We start from the raw sequence: 15,899 nt of genomic DNA on the forward strand, positions 1-15,899 counted from the left end.
GCGCGCGGACTCGTGAATGGTCGTTGCCACGCGGATTCATGGGGCATGTGAATATGTTCGGACGGTAATTCGTGGCGTTCGATGAGTTTTCCCGGTGCACGAACGTTGCTTCGGGCAAGCCTGCGGCCCCGCGGTTTCGCGAAAGGAAACGGCAGATGGATGCGGCTCAGGCTTCGCTGATTTCCAGCACCGGCTGGCAATCGATCCGGGTCCTGACCGAGTTCGCCAGGAAGCACGACGCGTGGGCCTGGTGGTGCAGGGCCTCCAGCTGCTCCGCGGTGGGCGCGTGCATCGCGTCGAAGAGCGTCACCGGCCGCAACTGCACATGGGTCACGGCGATCTGGCCGGCCTCGTTCTTCGCCATGGTGCCGGTGGCCGCGTCGGTGTAGCTGTCGAGGCGAAAGCCGGCGCGGCTGGCGAAATCCATGAACCACAGCATGTGGCAGCTGGAGAGCGAGGCGATGTAGGCCTCTTCGGGATCGACCGCGGCCGCGTCGGAATAGGGCAGCGGCACCACGTGGGGCGAGGACGAGGCCGCCACGGTGGCTCCGCCGTCGAACTGCCATGTATGGGCGCGGTGGTAGCGCCTGTCCAGGAAATCGTCCGTGCCGCGCTGCCAGGCGACGGTGGCGGTGTGTGCTGCCATGGGGCCTTTCTCTATCTCTCTGCAGGGGGTGCAATGGTCCGCCAGTGTAGGGCGAACCATGGCCGCAGGCGCCCCGGGGCAGGCTTCAGAACAGCTTCACCAGCGCCGGCACGCTCAACACCGCCGTGTAGTAGCCCATGAACTGCACACCGGTGTTGAAGCCGAAGTTGCGCGACAGCAGGCCGCCCAGCAGGCCCATGGTCAGGATCACGAGCAGCCCCAGCAACTGGCCTTCCCAGACGCTGATGACGATGATCAGCCCGACGAAGGTGGCGATGATCGCCTCGTGGCTCACGCGGCGCGAGACGAACAGGGCGGCGCGGCGCGCGAAGTTCATGGCGAACGGGTAGGACACCACGGCCGCGAGCAGCACGGCCAGCATGCCGTAGCCCAGGAACTCCCAGTGGTTCAGCAGGTTGTGCAGGTTGTGCGTCTGGCCGGTGGCGGCATCGACGGTGAAGCGCGGCGGTGCGTTGAACAGCGGCGCCGCCGGGCCGGCGGCGACGGGGCTGAGCGGCAGGCCGAAGGCGATGAGCGGGATCAGCGCCTCGGCGATGTAGGTGGCCTCGGTCACGCCGTTGCGCGCACTCAGCACCGTGGTCAGGCGGTGGTAGGCGTGCCTGATGCGCGAACCCACCAGTTCGCCGAGCACCACGGTCATCGCCACCGGGCTGAACACGAAGGTGGCGCTGGAGATGGTGGCGGTGAGCAGCGTCCAGCGGGTCTGCACGCGGTCCATCACCTGGAACGGGTTGGGGAAGTAGCCCGACCAGCCCTTCACGTCCGGTGCGAGGTTGAACTGGCGCACCTGGTCCCGCAGCATGCGCTGGCGGCCGGCCGGCGCGATCACCGTGAACAGGTCGGCGATCAGCGGCCCGATGGCGATGCCCAGGAAGTAGCTGATGCTGAGCTTGACCTCGTATTTGGCGGTGAGCGCCTGCAGCGCGATGATCACCACCACGAAAGGCACCAGCAGCGCCACCGAGGCCCAGCGGCCGGCCGAGAAGTAGGCGATGAGCAGCGCGGCGGCCAGGAAGATCCATGGCGCGGTCTTGGTGATGGTGGCGCCGAACGGCGCCAGCATGACGGCGAACAGCACGGCCAGCGGCACGGCCACGAAGGCCGCGACGATCGCGCCCGAGACCATCTTGCGCAGGGCGATGTGCGGCACGCCGAGCTTGCGCAGCATGTTGGCGTCCTGCAGCAGCGGCGTGGCCAGGGTGTCGCCCGGTATGCCCAGCAGGGCGGTGGGCACGGCGTGCGTCATGTGCTTGGCCACGGCGCCGGCCAGGAAGAAGGTGAAGACGCCGGCGGGCGGCACGCCCAGCAGCACCACCAGCAGCGTGAGCGGTGCGAGCGTGGTGGTTTCGTCGGTGCCGGAAACCAGCCCGATGGCGGCGAACACCACGGCGCCGGCCAGCCCCATGGCGGCAGCGACGGCGATGTCGTTGAGGAGTTGCGGGTCCATGTCGTGCTCCCCTTGACTCAGCGCGGCGCGCGGCCGGCGGCCGCGTTCTGCTCGAACAGGTCGTAGAGCTTCAGCTCCTTGAGCTCCTGCACCACCACGGGCGGCAGGTCGGCCACGGTGCCCAGTCCGCCGGGCTGCGCGGCCAGTTCCTCCAGCACCTCGCGGCGCCAGGCCGGATCGGTGGGGGTGTCCAGTTCGGTCACCTCGCGCTTCGGGGGGAAGGCACGCGCGCAGATCACGCCGGCCGCCACGCAGCCGGCCAGGCCCGCGAGCATGGCATAGGCATGCGCGAGCTGTTTGGATTCGACGACCGTGGCGAGCCAGCGGCTGGCCAGGAAGAAGCCGGCCACGCTGATGCCGATGCCGATCGCGATGGACCAGGCCAGGTGCCGCAGGTCGACGGTGTCGCCCCACACTTCGGCCAGCCGCCAGCCGGCGGGGTCTTGGGTTGTCATGTTTGTCTCCTTGTTATGGGTCGGTGGCGGGGGTGGGTGCCACGCCCCGGCGGCCCCGCCGCCGCCGGGACGCTGCCGGGTTCAAACCTCTGCGCGCAGTTCCTTCAGCACTTCCAGCGCGCGGTCGGTGCGCACGTCGTGTTCGGCGGCCAGGCGCCGGGCCACGGTTTCCACCTCGTCGCCCGTGGCGCCGGCCACCAGCGCGATGTTGCGGGCGTGCAGTGCCATGTGGCCGCGCTGGATGCCTTCGGTGGCCAGGGCGCGCAGGGCGCCCAGGTTCTGTGCCAGGCCCACGGCCGCCGCGATCTCGCCCAGTTCCTGCGCGCTTTTCACGTCCATGATCTTCAGCGCGAGGCGTGCCAGCGGATGGGTCCTGGTGGCGCCGCCCACCAGGCCCACGGGCATGGGCAGCTCGATGGTGCCGACCAGCGCGCCGGTGGTGTCCTTCTCCCAGCGCGTGAGCGAGGTGTAGAGGCCGCTGCGGCTGGCGTAGGCATGGGCGCCGGCTTCCACCGCGCGCCAGTCGTTGCCGGTGGCGACGATGACGGGGTCGATGCCGTTCATGATGCCTTTGTTGTGCGTGGCCGCGCGGTAGGGGTCGATGGCGGCGAAGGTGTAGGCGTCCAGCACGCCTTCGATGATCTCCTCGCCGCTGCGCTCCTTCGTGGCGAGCGTCGCGGCCGTGAGCCGCACGCGGGCGCGCGCGAGCCGCAGGTCCGCCAGGTTGGACAGGATGCGCAGGCGCACCGAGCCGCCGGTGATTTCCTCCACCAGCGGCGCCACGGATTCGGCCATGGTGTTGACGGTGTTGGCACCCATGGCGTCGCGCACGTCCACGACCAGGTGCACGACGATCATCGCGCCGCGCGGCGAATCGGGGAACACGTGCACCTCGATGTCCTTGCAGCCGCCGCCCAGCTGGATCAGCACCTGGTCGCGGCCGTTGGCGCGCTCGATGATGCGATCGCGTGCCTGCAGCACGGCGATGCGGGCGCCGTAGGGATCGGCGATGCCCACGGCCTGCACCTGGGCGCGCATCAGCGGCAGCGTGCTGGAGGTCTGGAAGCCCCCGTCCTCGCGCGCCAGCTTGGCCATGTACGAGGCGGCGGCCACGATGGAGGGCTCTTCCACCGCCATCGGCACCAGCACGTCGCGGCCGTTGATGCGGAAGTTGCCGGCCACGCCCATGGGCAGCTCGAAGGTGCCGAACACGTTCTCGATCATGCCGTCGGCAAGCGGCAGGGGCAGGGCGCCGGGCCCGGCGAGCAGGGCGCGTTCCCCGGCGTCCAGGCCGCAGGCGTCGATGAGGAAGTCGCGGCGCTGCGCGGGCGTGAGGGAGCGGAACTGGGGCAGTCGCGAATCGGCAACCATGGAAGGCGTCTCCTGAAGTCAAGAATCTGGTCGCCGGACTGTAGGCAGACTGTACCCTTCGAGAAAGGTACAGTTTGCGCAAACAGTACCATCGCACTGCAACATGAATGGAGGCCGCCATGGCCCGGACACCGGGGCGCCGCGCGCCCATCGCGGAACAGCTCGCGGACCTGATCGGCCAGCAGATCGACGACGGCGTGTACCGTCCCGGCGACAGGCTGCCCTCGCTGCGCGAGCTGGCGCAGCTGCACCGCTATGCCAAGAACACCGTCGTCGCGGCCTTCGACCTGCTGGTATCGCGCGGCGTGGTGGAGCCGCGCCGGGGCTCGGGGTTTTTCGTGCTGGGACCCGTGCGCCCGGCGCAGCGGGCCGAGGAGGATGCGGGCCTGGGCCGGGCCATGGATATCGTCTGGCTGATGCGCGAGCAGCTCAAGACCGAGCCCGGCGCCGTGGCCGTGAGCGATGGCTTTCCCCCGGTCGAATGGCTGGCCGACATGCGGCTGGACCGCTACCACCAGAAGGTGGTGCGCACGGGGCTGGGTTCGCTGTTCCGCTACGGCAGCCGCTACGGCTATGCGCCGCTGCGCGACAGCCTGGTGCGCAAGCTGGGTGACTTCGGGCTGCATGCCGCGCCGGGGCAATTGGTGCTGACGCACGGCGCCAACGAGGCCATGGACCTGGTGATCCGCTACTTCGTGCCGCCCGGCGCCACGGTGCTGGTGGACGAGCCCGGCTACTACCCGCTGTTCGGCAAGCTCCAGCTGGCGGGCGCGCGCGTGCTCGGCGTGCCGCGTCTGGCCGACGGGCCCGACGTGGCGGCGCTGGAGGCGCTGCTGCAGCAGGAGCGGCCGCGCCTGTTTTTCACGCAGTCACTGGCGCACAACCCCACGGGCTCGGACATCAGCGCCGCCAAGGCCTACAAGGTGCTGCAGCTGGCCGAGCGCCACAACCTGCTGATCGTGGAGGACGATCCGCTGGCGGACTTCAAGCCCACGTCGGCCGTGCGCCTGTCCACCCTCGACCAGCTGGAGCGCACCATCTACATCGGCAGCTTCTCCAAGTCGTTCTCGGCCGCGCTGCGCGTGGGTTTCATCGCCTGCAACGATGCGCTGGCCAGCGACCTGGCCGACCTGAAGGCGCTGATCCACGTGAGCGGATCGGAGTACTGCGAGCGCATGGTGGACGTGATGCTGCGCGAGGGGCACTACGAGCGGCACCTGGTGCGCCTGCGCCAGAAGCTGGGCCAGGCCACGGCGCAGGCCCTGGCCTGGCTGGATGCGCAGGGCTGCGAGGTGTTCGCGCGCAGCGCGCAGAGCCTCTACCTGTGGGTGGCCTTCCCGGGCGTGGCGGATTCGCTGGCATGGGCGGCGCAGTTGCTGGAGCGCCATGTGAGCATGGCCCCGGGAAGGGTCTTCCAGGTGGACCCTTCCCTGGTGTCGCGCTGGTCGCGCTGCAACGTGAGCGCCGTGCTGGACGGGCGGTTCCAGCGGGCGGTGGAGGACGCCCGCCGGGCCGCAGGCGGCAGCTAGCCGCCGAACCACCGGGCCGGCACGGTGACCAGCGCCGGGAACAGAACCATGGCGAACATGATGGCGAATTCCGCCACCATGAATGGCAGCACGCCCCGGGTCACTTCGTCCATCCTCATCTTGCCGACCCCTGCCACGACGTTGAGCACGACGCCCACCGGCGGCGTGATGAGGCCGATGGAATTGTTGATGATGAACATCACGCCGAAATACACGGGGTCGATGCCTGCCGCGTTCACCACGGGCATGAGCACCGGGGTGAGGATGAGGATGGTCGGCGTCATGTCCATCGCCGTGCCCACCGCCATCACCAGCAGCATGATGGCCATCATCAGGAGCATCGGGCTGCCCATGAACGGCTGCAGCAGGCTGACCACCTTCGAGGGCAGGTCCGCCACGGTGATGAGCCAGGCGCTGACCATGGCCGCCGCGATCAGGAACATGACCACTGCGCTGGTCTTGGCCGCATTCACGAAGACCCGGTAGAGCGCCGGGAACGAGAGCTCGCGGTAGATGGCCGTGGCGACGAACAGCGCATAGACCGCCGCGACGACGGCGGCTTCGGTCGGGGTGAATACGCCCATCCGCAGGCCGACCAGGATGATGACGGGGAGCATCAGCGCCCAGCCGGCGGCACGTGCCGCCGCCCAGGTTTCCCGGGCCGATTTCCGCGGCGGGGGGCGGACCTTCTCGTGGCGGACCAGCCAGGCCCAGGTGACCCACAGCGCTCCGCCGATCAGCAGCCCCGGGACGATGGCGGCCAGGAACAGCTTGGAAATGGACACGTTGGCGGCGACGCCGAAGATGACCAGCCCGATGCTCGGCGGAATCACCGGGCCGATGATGCCGGTGGCCGCGATCAGGCCCGACGAACGGGCCTTGTCGTGCCCGGCCGACGTCATCATGGGCAGCAGCAGCGCCGTCAGCGCCGCCGCGTCGGCGACCGCGGAGCCCGACAGCGCCGACAGCAGGCACCCGGCCATGATGGTGACGTAGCCGAGACCTCCCCGGATGTGGCCCACCAGCGCCAGCGCCAGGTCCACGATGCGGCGCGAGAGTCCGCCGGCATTCATGATCTCTCCGGCGAGCATGAAGAAGGGCACGGCCAGGAGCGGGAAGCTGTCGGCCCCTCCGATGAGGTTCTGCGCCAGGATCTGCGAATCGAACAGGTCGAGCTGCCACATCAGCGCCAGGCCGCTGGCCAGCAGCGCGAAGGCGATCGGCATCCCGATGGCCATGGCCAGCAGCAGGGAGCCCAGGAAGATGGCGATGGTCATCGCGGGGTCCTCCCCGCCGGCTTGTCGGCTCCGGCGCGGGCGCCGTCCATGACCTCCGCCAGCGCCGCGGCTTCCTCGGATTCCTGCACGGCGACCAGTTGGTCCTCGTCCAGCCGTCCTGCGAGGAGCTTCAGCAGGTTGGCGGCCAGCAGCAGCGCGGCCCCGGCCCCGAACGCCAGGCTCGCGAAGTACACGATCGCCATCGACGCGCCGGTGACCGGCGCCGACACGTCCCAGTTGATCCGGATCTGGGCGATGCTGCCCTCGCAGAGCAGCCACAGGATGTACAGCATCAGCAGATGCCCCAGCCCGAGGCATATCTTCTTGCCGGCGGGGGGAAGGCGCGAGACGAGGGCATCGACGCCCAGGTGCGCCCGCTCCTTGAGTGCCACGAGGGCGCCGAGGAAGGTGATCCAGATGAAGAGCCACCGGGACACCTCTTCCGAAACCATGATTCCGGAGTTGAACCCGTAGCGCAGCAGCACGTTGCCGAACACCAGCGCCACCATCACGGCCAGGCAGAAGGCGATGAACGCTTCCGTCACCTTGCAGGCAGTATCGATCCACCGACTCATGTTGAAGCCATTTCTCGAAGACGGGCGGCCATATCGCGCCGCCCGCGGCCCTCAGGAGGCCGAGGATTTGACGATGTCATGCAGGCCCCGCAGCGCCGCCAGGTACGAGTGCGGGCCGAGCCCCTGCACCGTCCCCTTCACGGCCGGCGAGATGATGGAGTGGGCGCGCCACGGCTCCCGGGCCGCGATGTTCGACATGTGGACCTCGATGACCGGAAACGGCATGGCCTTGATCGCATCGTGGAGCGGAACGCCGTGCTGCGTCAGGCCTGCCGGGTTCACCAGCGCCCCCTGCGCCGCATCGATGTGCTCGTGCAGGAAGTCGATGAGTTCGCCTTCGTGGTTCGACTGGATGGTCTCCAGCCCGATCCCGAGCTCTCCCGCGAGGGCCAGGAGGCGGTCGTTGATTTCCTGGAGCGTGGTCGTCCCGTAGATGTGCGGTTCCCGGCGGCCGAACAGGTTCAGGTTGGGGCCATGGAGTACGAGTATCTTCATGGGCGATCCCTTCACTTGCGGATGCGACGGAGTTCGTCGTTGTAGAGCTTCACGATGGCCGGGTCGTACTGCGCGGCGAACCTGTCCACGACCGGCTTGACGGCATCGCGCATCCGGGCCTGTTCCTGCGCGCCGACTTCGTTGAACTGGACGCCCTTGGCCTTCAGCTCATCGACCGCCTTCCGGGCCGCGGCGCGGCTGTGCTGGCGCTGTGCGTCGCGCGCTTCGTCGGCGGCCTCCTGCATCCACTTCTGCTCGTCCGGGGTGAGCTGGTCCCAGAACTTCTTGCTCACCAGGATGATGTTGGCGGCATAGACGTGGTTCGTCGCGCTGACGTACTTCTGCACCTCGTAGAACTTGTTGGAAAGAATGACGGAGAAGGGGTTCTCCTGGCCGTCCACCGCCTTCGATTCCAGGGCGCCGTAGAGCTCCGCGAAGGGCATGGGGACGGGATTGGCCCCCAGCGCCTTGAAGGACTCCAGGAACACGGGGTTCGGAATGACGCGGATCTTGAGCCCCTGGAGATCCTCGGGCCGGTTGACCGCGTGCTTGCTGTTCGTCACGTTGCGAAAGCCCAGGTCCCAGAATCCGAGCGCCACCAGCCCCTTGCCCGGCAGCTGCGCCATCAGCGCCTTGCCCAGGGGGCCGTCCAGCAGCGCATCGGCCTGCTCGAAGTCGCTCACCGAGAACGGGAAATCGATCAGCCCGAATTCCTTGACGATGCCTGCCAGCGAGGTGGTGGCAGGGGAATACATCTGCTGCACGCCGCCCTGCAATGCGGATTGCTGCTGGGACTCGTTGCCGAGCTGGTTCGCCGGGAATTCCAGCACCTTCATCTTTCCGCCGCTTTTGGTGGCCAGGGCCTCGGTGAAACGCTTCACGCCGAAGCTCACGGGGTGGTCCGTGTTGTTCAGGTGGCCGAACCGGATCGTGCGCTCTTTCTGCGCAAAGCTCGGTGTGACGACGGCTGCGCACAGAAGGGCAGCCAGGATGGTGCGGAAGTGCTTCATGCAAGTCTCCAGTATGTTCTTCGGGTCGGGAGCATCGTAAGAAAAGTGGAAAAACTTTCCACTATGGAAATCCCTTGATGCCCGCCATGCGTCGCGCGGCAGCGGCCTGCCGCCCAAGGCTCAATACACCACGATTTTTCCGGTGGGCCGCGGGCTGTGGCAGTCGTTGTAGAAATACTCGCCGGGCTTGTCGAACCGGTACTGCGCGGACTGCCCGGGCGCGAGCCTGAGGTTGAACAGGCCCTCGAAGAACTGGGTCGCGCAATGCGTGTTCGCGTTCGTGGCCGGGTTCGTGAAGGTCACCGTCGTGTTGACGGGCACCCGCATCCAGGTCGGCGTCATGGCGTTCACGGCCGTCGATTCCGTGTCTCCCGGGGCGTTGGCCGCGGTCTGTACGCGGCCGAGGAAAACCGTGTGGGGCGTCGGCAGGGCGCTTCCCTCGACGGCGCTGCCCGAGACCGGCCGGCGCACGACCGGCGGCGTCGGCGTCGGTGCCGGAGCTACCGTGCCGCCGACCTTGAAGGCCCACAGGAAATCGCCGCGCGGTGCGTCGCTGTAGGGAATCGACGTGCCGCCCGCGTACACGGCGACGTATTGCTCGCCGTCGATCTCGTAGGTCACGGGGCTCGCGCTGATCGAGGCGCCGGTCTGGAAGCGCCAGAGTTCGTTGCCGTTGTCGGCGTCCAGCGCCAGCAGGTTCCCGTCGGGCTGGCCGATGAACAGCAGGTTGGTCACGGTGGACAGGATGCCGTTGCCGTGCGCGAGGGAATAGGGCATCGGCTTCTTCCAGCGGACCAGGTTGGTGGAAGGGTCCACGGCCACCACCGCTCCCGTCACGTACACGCCGGGTGGCCGCAGGCCGTTGCTCGCTTCGGTGAGGGAGTGCGCGGCGCCGACGTAGCCCATGCCGGTGTAGACCAGGCCGGTCTTCGGGCTGAACGACTGGTGGTTCCAGTTCGCGCCGCCGCCGTGGCCCGGCATCGACAGCACCGGCACATCCCAATGCGGATCGAAGATGCAGCCCCGCGCGTAGTTCGGCACCGCCCGGTTGGGATCGCCCGGGATCGCCGTGCCCAGCGGCTGGTCGACGACGCAGGTTTCCGTCCACGGGCCCTGCCGCGGAAACGGCTGGGTCGGCCATGTCGCCTGCCGGGCATCCTGCTTCACGGGCAGCTCGTCGATGCCCAGGGGCGCGCTGCCGTCCTTGCGGTCCAGGATGTAGTACATGCCCGTCTTGCTGCCGTAGATGACGACCTTGCGCTCCTGCCCGCCGATCCGGACGTCGGCCAGCACCGGGGACATCACGTTGTCCATGTCCCAGATGTCGTGGTGGACCGACTGGAAGTGCCACTTGTACTTGCCCGTGGTCAGGTCCAGCGCGACGATGGAGTTGGCGAACAGGTTGAGGCCCGGCCGCTTCGACCCGTCCTGCGACGATCCACCGCGGACGTTGCCGAAGGTCCAGTACACGAGGTTCAGCTCGGGGTCCACGGCCGGATGGATCCACGGGGTCGCGCCCGTGCGGTATTGCTCCTCGGCGCCGCCCCAGGTGTCGTAGCCGACTTCGCCGGGACCGGGCACGCCCCAGAAGACGCTGATGACCTCGCCGGTGGCCGCGTCCGCCGAGAACGCCGCGCCGCGATTGCCATCGTTCGTGCCGATGTGCAGGCGGCCGTTGTGGTACACGATGGCCACCTTCTGCACGGCGCCCAGGTAGCCGGCATCCGTGGCGGCCGCCGGGTACTGCTTGATCCAGGCGACCTCGCCGGTGTCCTTTTTGAGTGCCACCAGGCGGTTGCCGGCCGCCACCGTGTAGACGAGGCCCAGGTCTTTCGCGACGGCCGCTCCGCGCCGGGTGATGACGCCGTAGGGCGTGGTCCACTTCCATTTCGTGGCCCCGGTCCTGCCATCGACGGCGATCACGTTGCCCAGTGCCGACTCGATGTAGAGCACGCCATCGACGACGACCGTGGTGCTCTGGTTGGTGCCGGTGGCGAGGCCGCCTTCGATGCGGTTCAGCCAGGCGCCGCCCAGGCTGCCGACCGACTTCCTGTCGATCCTGGCCAGTTCCGAATAGTTCTGGTTGCCGAGGTTGCCCCCGACCTTGGGGAAATCCTTGTCGCCGGGCGTGCAGCAGGCCTTCAGGTCCGCGGCCGTGGGGTTCGGCGTCAGCGGCGGGGCCGGCGGCCCGGAGCCGTTGTCGCCTCCGCAGCCGTGGAGCAGAGCGCCGGTCGCCAGGGCGATGGCCGAAAGGCCCAGTGTCATTCGACGGTTCGAAATCATGAGTGTCTCCAATCCAGGGGGATGAGGGGCGGCGCTTACTCTTGGGTGCAGAAGGGGGTCAGGCCCATGGTGGACTTCACGCCCTGCACGACGAGGGTCTGGAACTCCCTGGAGCCCGGGCCGGTCATCTCGGCTGCGAAGGAGTGGGCGTTGTGGCCCAGCGTGGTCAGCCAGGCGCGGCCGCCGTCGTAGTACTGGCACCAGGCGACGGGATGGAAGTCCTTGTGGCCGGGGTGGGGCGCCCCGGAGATCGGGTTGAGCGTGGAGGTATCCACCTTCACCAGGAACTTCACGCGGGTGGGGAAGGGCGCGAGGTTGTACCACTCGTCCTCGAAGCCGATGCGCGCCGGCAGGCCCTGGGTGGACGGGTCCGCGGCCGTGATCTCGATGGTGCCGGTGCGGTTGGGGCCGTGGTTGTAGAAGTTGGCGTTGCCGAGCAAGCCCTCGTAGTAGGGCCAGTTGTATTCACCCCCGAAGGCGTTGTGCAGGCCGACGAAGCCGCCGCCCCGGCGCATGTAGTTGCGCAGCGCGGTGCGGGCAGCGTCGCCGCCCGTCGTCACCGCGCCGTTCCACAGCATGTCGCGGTTCGTGCTCGCGAAGATGACGGTCTTGTAGTTGTTGATGCGGCTGGCCAGGACGGTGACATCCTCGGTCCAGTCCACCGCGATGCCCGCGGCCTCGAGCATCCGCTTCAGGCCGGCCTGCATCAGGTTGTCGGCATTCATTGCCGGATTGAGGCCGGAGGCCATCGGCGTGCCCAGATTCGCATGCCTCGGGCCCGCGGTCCGCGAATAGATCAGGACCCGGTCCGGGGTCCCCGCGAAGGCGTTCCAGTCCGCGTAGCACTTGGGGTTGGTGCCGCGGCATACGTTGTAGTAGGGGTCGAACATGTCCTCCTCGGCCACCGGCTCCTGCGCCACGAGGGGGTCGTCGCTTCCACCGCCGCAACCGGCGACGCCAGCCGTGAGCGCGGCGATGAACAGGCATGACAAGGGAAATGAGCGTGCTCGCAAGATGTGTCTCCTCGAAGGGTTGAAGAACAGGCCCCTGGCGGCGGGGGCATGTCGGGCGCGGTCCACGGGCTGCGCGGCAACCCGGGCCGCTTGACGCAGGTCAGGACAGGCCGGAGCGCATGATGCGCTCGGTGGAAAACATTTCCATCATGGAAATCCCTTCCATTAACAAAATGCGAAGGGCTAGAATTTCGAGGCCAACCGCAACAACGGGAGACAACGATGAGTGGAGTGCTGGAACGGGGATTTCAGGTCGTGGAGCGCCTTGCAGCGCATCCGGAGGGCTGCCAGCTGTCCGCCCTGGCGAGTGAACTCGCCATTCCATTGAGCGCCACCCACCGGCTGCTCACCGAGCTCACCCGGCTCGGCTATGTCCGGCAGACGGCGGGCGACGGGCAGTACGTGCTGACCATCAAGCTGGCCGCGATGGGGCTGTCCTACCTGAGCAATTCCGGCATCGTCGATATCGCCCAGCCGCTGCTCGACGAGATGGCCGCGAAGGCCGGAGACCTTGTCCGCCTGGCCGTCGTCGATGGCGAGGACCTGATATTCGTGGCGAAGGCCCAGGGAGCCACTCGCGGGCTGCGTTATGACCCGGACATGGGGCTGTCCGTGCCTTTGTCCTGCAGCGCGGCCGGCCATGCGTGGTTGTCGTGCATGACGGACGACGAGGCCCTGTCGATGCTCGCCAGGAAAGGGCTGGCCAGTGCGCAGGACCACGGGCCCAACGCGCCCAGGACCATCAAGGACGCGATGAAGTTCGTGAAGCAGGCGCGCCAGCGTGGCTACAGCATGATTTCCGACATGTTCTCACCCGGGATGTCCGCCATGGCCGCGCCCATCCGCGATGCCTCCGGCGTGGCCATCGGCGTGGTGACGGTGGCGGGGCCGCTGGTCCGGCTGACCCCGGAGCGCATGGAGCAGCTGAGCCCGCATCTCCTGCAGACTGCGGACCTGGTCGCGAGGGCGAGCAGCGCCTCGCAGCTTTTCCGCAAGGCTGCCTGACCGCTCAGCAACGTGCCCTGGCCTGGCGGCCGCGGGGGCGCGGCGTGTGCCCTTCGCCGGGTGCCGTTGCCTGGCTGCCGCAGGCCTCTTCGGGGTCTGCGCGGCGAAGCGCCCGCGCGCCCTGGGTCCGGCGCTTGCGGGGCGCGGGCGCCGCGAGCGCGGCCATCTGCCTGCGCTGGGCGATGGCGGCGGCGCGCTGGTCTTCCCATCGCATGCCTGCCGGCACGGTCTCTGTCCGGTCCACCCAGGCGCCATGTTCATGGCAGTGCCGTGGCGTCCAGAACCTGCCGCCGGCCCGCGCGCGGCAGAGATAGACGGTAGTGGTGGTGGCCGCTCCCCGCGCAGGGCCGGAATCGATGACCTGCGGGGCGGTGTCCACCACGCGGCCCCCTTCGCAGGCCTGCGGGCCGTAGGCGTTGCCGCAGCGATAGACCGGCTGGGCGAGGCCCGGCGCGGCCAGGCAGGCCAGCGCGGCGGCAAAAATGGCGTGGCGCATGGCGCGCGCCGCGCGGGCCGGCGGCGCTGGTCGATATGCTGGCCGATACGTTGGCATGGTCCCTCCCTGGATGGGCCCGGTGCACGGGCCTCTTCGAATGGCGGGACGATGATAGGCCGGGGACGGCCGCCGCACCGTTTCAGTCTGTGAGGCCGTCCGGGTGGGTCTCTTTCCGGTCCGGCTCCGCTGCCCCGCCGTGCGAGGGCGGGCGGGGCTTTGTCTCGGTGCTGCGGCGGTCGTCCGTTTCCACGAAGGTGGGGCTGGGGCGGCCAGGGTCCTTGCGGGGCTTGCCGTCGGGGGAGTCGAGCTGGGTCACCATGGTCTGCCTCCCGGTCAGCTGCGGGCTTCGCGTTCCGTGCCGGCGCCCTGCTGGAGCGTCTTCAGGATCTGTTCGTTGAACTGCGGAATGTCGTCGGGCTTGCGGCTGCTGATCCAGCGGCCCTCGACCTGGACGGGCCGGTCCACCCATTGCGCGCCTGCATTGCGCAGGTCGGTGGCGAGGCTCGGCCAGCTGGTCAGCGTCTTGCCCTGTACCAGGCCCGCGTCGATCAGCAGCCAGGCGCCATGGCAGATCACCGCCACGGGCTTTCCGGCGCGGTCGATCGCCTGCACGAAGGCCCGGGCCTTCTCGTCGGTGCGCAGCGCGTCCGCATTCACCACGCCGCCGGGCAGCACGACGGCGTCGAACGCATCGGGCGATGCCTGGTCCAGCGTCTGGTCCACGTCGAAGCGGTCGGCCTTGTCCACGTGGTTGAAGCCCTGGACCTGGCCCGGCTTCGGGGCCACGATCTGCGCGTCGTACCCCGCGCTTTTCAGGGCGTCGCGGGGGCCGGCCAGTTCTGCCTGTTCGAAGCCGTCGGTGACGAGCAGGGCGACGCGGCGGCCCGCGGTGGATGGGTTGGATGAAGATGCCATGGGGAGGAAGCTCCTGTGAAGGGAAAGCTTCCAATCTAGGCACCGGGCGGGCTGGCGCCTGTCGGTCGATGGCGACGATGCCCGTGGGTTTTCGCGGGCCGGCCGTTCCGGCTACCGCTTGCGGCAGGCCGCGCGGACGAGCTTGTCGGCGGGCTCGCCCGGCATGCCCGCGAAAGTCACGGGGGCCTCGTGCTCCTTGAAATCGAGCCGGGCGGTGACCGGGCCCCGCCACAGCGGTTCCTGGTAGTACTGCAGGGACAGGTACCACCCCTTGCGCCGCACGCAGTCGAACACGGCCATGCCCTGGTACGACCGGTAGGGCACGTTGCGGTAGTTGATGCGCATGCCGCTGCGCGACACGCGCAGATCCACGGCGACCTGGTCCTGCCAGTGCTGGGCGGTCGGGTTGATCTGCACCAGATCGCCGTCGGGCACCTCGGGAAAACCGTGGATGGTGAGCCACTCCCCGGCGCGGCTGGCGACCTCCGGGTACCCCGCGGCGCTCGCCGTCGGCGACGGCTGCGCCGGCGCGGGCTGCGCGGATCCTGCGCTGGCGGGCAGCGCGGCGGCGAACAGGGCCATGCACAGGGGTGGGAGCAAGGGGCCTCCGGAAATGAGTGCCGGTGGAAGGAAGAGCTCACCCATCTTAAGGCATGGATGGGGTGCATGCCGCACAGCGGAATGCCGGTGGATGTGATCCCGCCGCCGCGTCAGGGTATTCCTTTGCGGCCCGGTAGCGCCCCGCTCCCTAGAATCGGGTGCACAGCGATAACGAAAAGTTCTGGGGCCCTTCCTGGTTCCAGGTGCGCAAGGAGCCTGCCGTGTCCGAGTCCCCGTCCGAATCCCCATCGCCCCGCGGTCCGCAGCGGGTCATCAAGAAGTATCCGAACCGCCGGCTCTACGACACCTCCACCTCCACCTACATCACGCTGGCGGAGGTCAAGCAGCTCGTCATCGACGGCGAGGAAGTGGCCGTGCGGGACGCCAAGACCGGCGAGGACCTGACCCGCAGCATCCTGCTGCAGATCATCCTGGAAGAGGAGGCCGGCGGCGCACCCATGTTCACCGAGACCGTGCTGGCCAACATCATCCGCTTCTACGGCCACGCCATGCAGGGCTTCATGGGCGCCTACCTGGAGAAGAACGTGCAGATGTTCTCGGACTTCCAGGCGCGCATGGCGGAGCAGTCGCACGGCTTCACGCCGGAAATGTGGACCCAGTTCATGAACCCGCAGTCGCCGCTCTACCAGGGCATGATGGGCCAGTACCGCGACCAGTCGCAGGCCATGTTCACGCAGATGCAGGAGCAGATGCAGAAGCAGACGGAGCAGATGCTGAGCGCCTTCGGGCTGAAGCGCTGA

17 protein-coding genes are annotated in these 15,899 nt (G+C 68.4%); 3 read left to right on the top strand and 14 right to left on the bottom strand.

All coding sequences use genetic code 11. The features are described 5' to 3' along the window. Window positions 1-166: 166 nt before the first annotated feature. The 4 genes from ACGHC0_RS08635 to ACGHC0_RS08650 all read right to left on the bottom strand — a co-directional run bounded on the left by ACGHC0_RS08635 (window position 167) and on the right by ACGHC0_RS08650 (window position 3,940). Window positions 167-646 carry an OsmC family protein gene (locus ACGHC0_RS08635; protein ID WP_415267960.1) on the bottom strand — a complete coding sequence of 160 codons (480 nt, stop codon included), beginning with the start codon at window positions 644-646 and terminating at the stop codon, window positions 167-169. Between the two features lie 85 nt (window positions 647-731). Beyond that, a complete protein-coding gene (locus ACGHC0_RS08640; RefSeq protein ID WP_368354832.1) occupies window positions 732-2,114 on the bottom strand; it encodes a tripartite tricarboxylate transporter permease in 1,383 nt (460 codons plus the stop codon). A 17-nt stretch (window positions 2,115-2,131) separates the two neighbouring features. After that, a complete protein-coding gene (locus ACGHC0_RS08645) occupies window positions 2,132-2,569 on the bottom strand; it encodes a hypothetical protein (RefSeq protein WP_415267961.1) in 438 nt (145 codons plus the stop codon). An 81-nt stretch (window positions 2,570-2,650) separates the two neighbouring features. Then, on the bottom strand, window positions 2,651-3,940 hold the full coding sequence (locus ACGHC0_RS08650) for a hydroxymethylglutaryl-CoA reductase, degradative (RefSeq protein ID WP_415267962.1): 1,290 nt from the start codon (window positions 3,938-3,940) through the stop codon (window positions 2,651-2,653). Window positions 3,941-4,059: 119 nt separating this feature from the next. Between ACGHC0_RS08650 and ACGHC0_RS08655 the strand changes: the two genes are divergently transcribed. Further along, window positions 4,060-5,469: a PLP-dependent aminotransferase family protein gene (locus tag ACGHC0_RS08655; protein WP_415267963.1), complete on the top strand. Its 1,410-nt coding sequence runs from the start codon at window positions 4,060-4,062 to the stop codon at window positions 5,467-5,469. On the opposite strand, the gene ACGHC0_RS08660 is transcribed toward ACGHC0_RS08655, so the two are convergent. The 6 genes from ACGHC0_RS08660 to ACGHC0_RS08685 form a co-directional block, all read right to left on the bottom strand. After that, the gene (locus tag ACGHC0_RS08660) at window positions 5,466-6,746 is read right to left on the bottom strand and encodes a TRAP transporter large permease subunit (RefSeq protein ID WP_415267964.1); all 1,281 of its coding nucleotides are present in this window, start codon (window positions 6,744-6,746) and stop codon (window positions 5,466-5,468) included. The two genes, ACGHC0_RS08655 and ACGHC0_RS08660, sit on opposite strands and share 4 nt — an antisense overlap. Beyond that, the gene (locus ACGHC0_RS08665; RefSeq protein ID WP_415267965.1) at window positions 6,743-7,321 is read right to left on the bottom strand and encodes a TRAP transporter small permease; all 579 of its coding nucleotides are present in this window, start codon (window positions 7,319-7,321) and stop codon (window positions 6,743-6,745) included. The genes ACGHC0_RS08660 and ACGHC0_RS08665 overlap by 4 nt, the downstream gene beginning before the upstream one ends. 51 nt (window positions 7,322-7,372) lie before the next feature. After that, a complete protein-coding gene (locus tag ACGHC0_RS08670) occupies window positions 7,373-7,816 on the bottom strand; it encodes a type II 3-dehydroquinate dehydratase (RefSeq protein ID WP_368354838.1) in 444 nt (147 codons plus the stop codon). Between the two features lie 11 nt (window positions 7,817-7,827). Next, a complete protein-coding gene (locus tag ACGHC0_RS08675; RefSeq protein ID WP_415267966.1) occupies window positions 7,828-8,826 on the bottom strand; it encodes a TRAP transporter substrate-binding protein in 999 nt (332 codons plus the stop codon). Window positions 8,827-8,946: 120 nt separating this feature from the next. Then, window positions 8,947-11,109 (bottom strand): PQQ-binding-like beta-propeller repeat protein, encoded by a 2,163-nt coding sequence (locus ACGHC0_RS08680; protein WP_415267967.1) that lies wholly within the window; start codon window positions 11,107-11,109, stop codon window positions 8,947-8,949. 35 nt (window positions 11,110-11,144) lie between these two features. After that, window positions 11,145-12,122, bottom strand: a complete 978-nt coding sequence (locus ACGHC0_RS08685) for a ThuA domain-containing protein (protein ID WP_368354841.1) — start codon at window positions 12,120-12,122, stop codon at window positions 11,145-11,147. 222 nt (window positions 12,123-12,344) lie between these two features. Between ACGHC0_RS08685 and ACGHC0_RS08690 the strand changes: the two genes are divergently transcribed. Then, window positions 12,345-13,127, top strand: a complete 783-nt coding sequence (locus ACGHC0_RS08690; protein ID WP_415267968.1) for an IclR family transcriptional regulator — start codon at window positions 12,345-12,347, stop codon at window positions 13,125-13,127. A gap of 4 nt (window positions 13,128-13,131) precedes the next feature. Here the strand turns inward: ACGHC0_RS08690 and ACGHC0_RS08695 are convergent, their stop codons facing one another. The 4 genes from ACGHC0_RS08695 to ACGHC0_RS08710 all read right to left on the bottom strand — a co-directional run bounded on the left by ACGHC0_RS08695 (window position 13,132) and on the right by ACGHC0_RS08710 (window position 15,138). Beyond that, window positions 13,132-13,623, bottom strand: a complete 492-nt coding sequence (locus ACGHC0_RS08695; protein ID WP_415267969.1) for a hypothetical protein — start codon at window positions 13,621-13,623, stop codon at window positions 13,132-13,134. Between the two features lie 139 nt (window positions 13,624-13,762). Then, window positions 13,763-13,942, bottom strand: a complete 180-nt coding sequence (locus ACGHC0_RS08700) for a hypothetical protein (protein ID WP_415267970.1) — start codon at window positions 13,940-13,942, stop codon at window positions 13,763-13,765. Window positions 13,943-13,956: 14 nt separating this feature from the next. After that, complete coding sequence (locus ACGHC0_RS08705; RefSeq protein WP_415267971.1) at window positions 13,957-14,538, bottom strand: type 1 glutamine amidotransferase domain-containing protein; 582 nt, start codon at window positions 14,536-14,538, stop codon at window positions 13,957-13,959. A gap of 111 nt (window positions 14,539-14,649) precedes the next feature. After that, entirely contained in the window at window positions 14,650-15,138 is a 489-nt protein-coding gene (locus ACGHC0_RS08710; protein ID WP_415267972.1) for a surface-adhesin E family protein, read from the bottom strand. Between the two features lie 221 nt (window positions 15,139-15,359). Here ACGHC0_RS08710 and phaR point away from each other — a divergent pair, with 221 nt between their 5' ends. Continuing rightward, complete coding sequence (phaR, locus tag ACGHC0_RS08715) at window positions 15,360-15,899, top strand: polyhydroxyalkanoate synthesis repressor PhaR (protein WP_368354847.1); 540 nt, start codon at window positions 15,360-15,362, stop codon at window positions 15,897-15,899.

The sequence above is a fragment of the Acidovorax sacchari genome (genome assembly GCF_042847045.1).
Lineage (GTDB): Bacteria > Pseudomonadota > Gammaproteobacteria > Burkholderiales > Burkholderiaceae_C > Paracidovorax > Paracidovorax sacchari.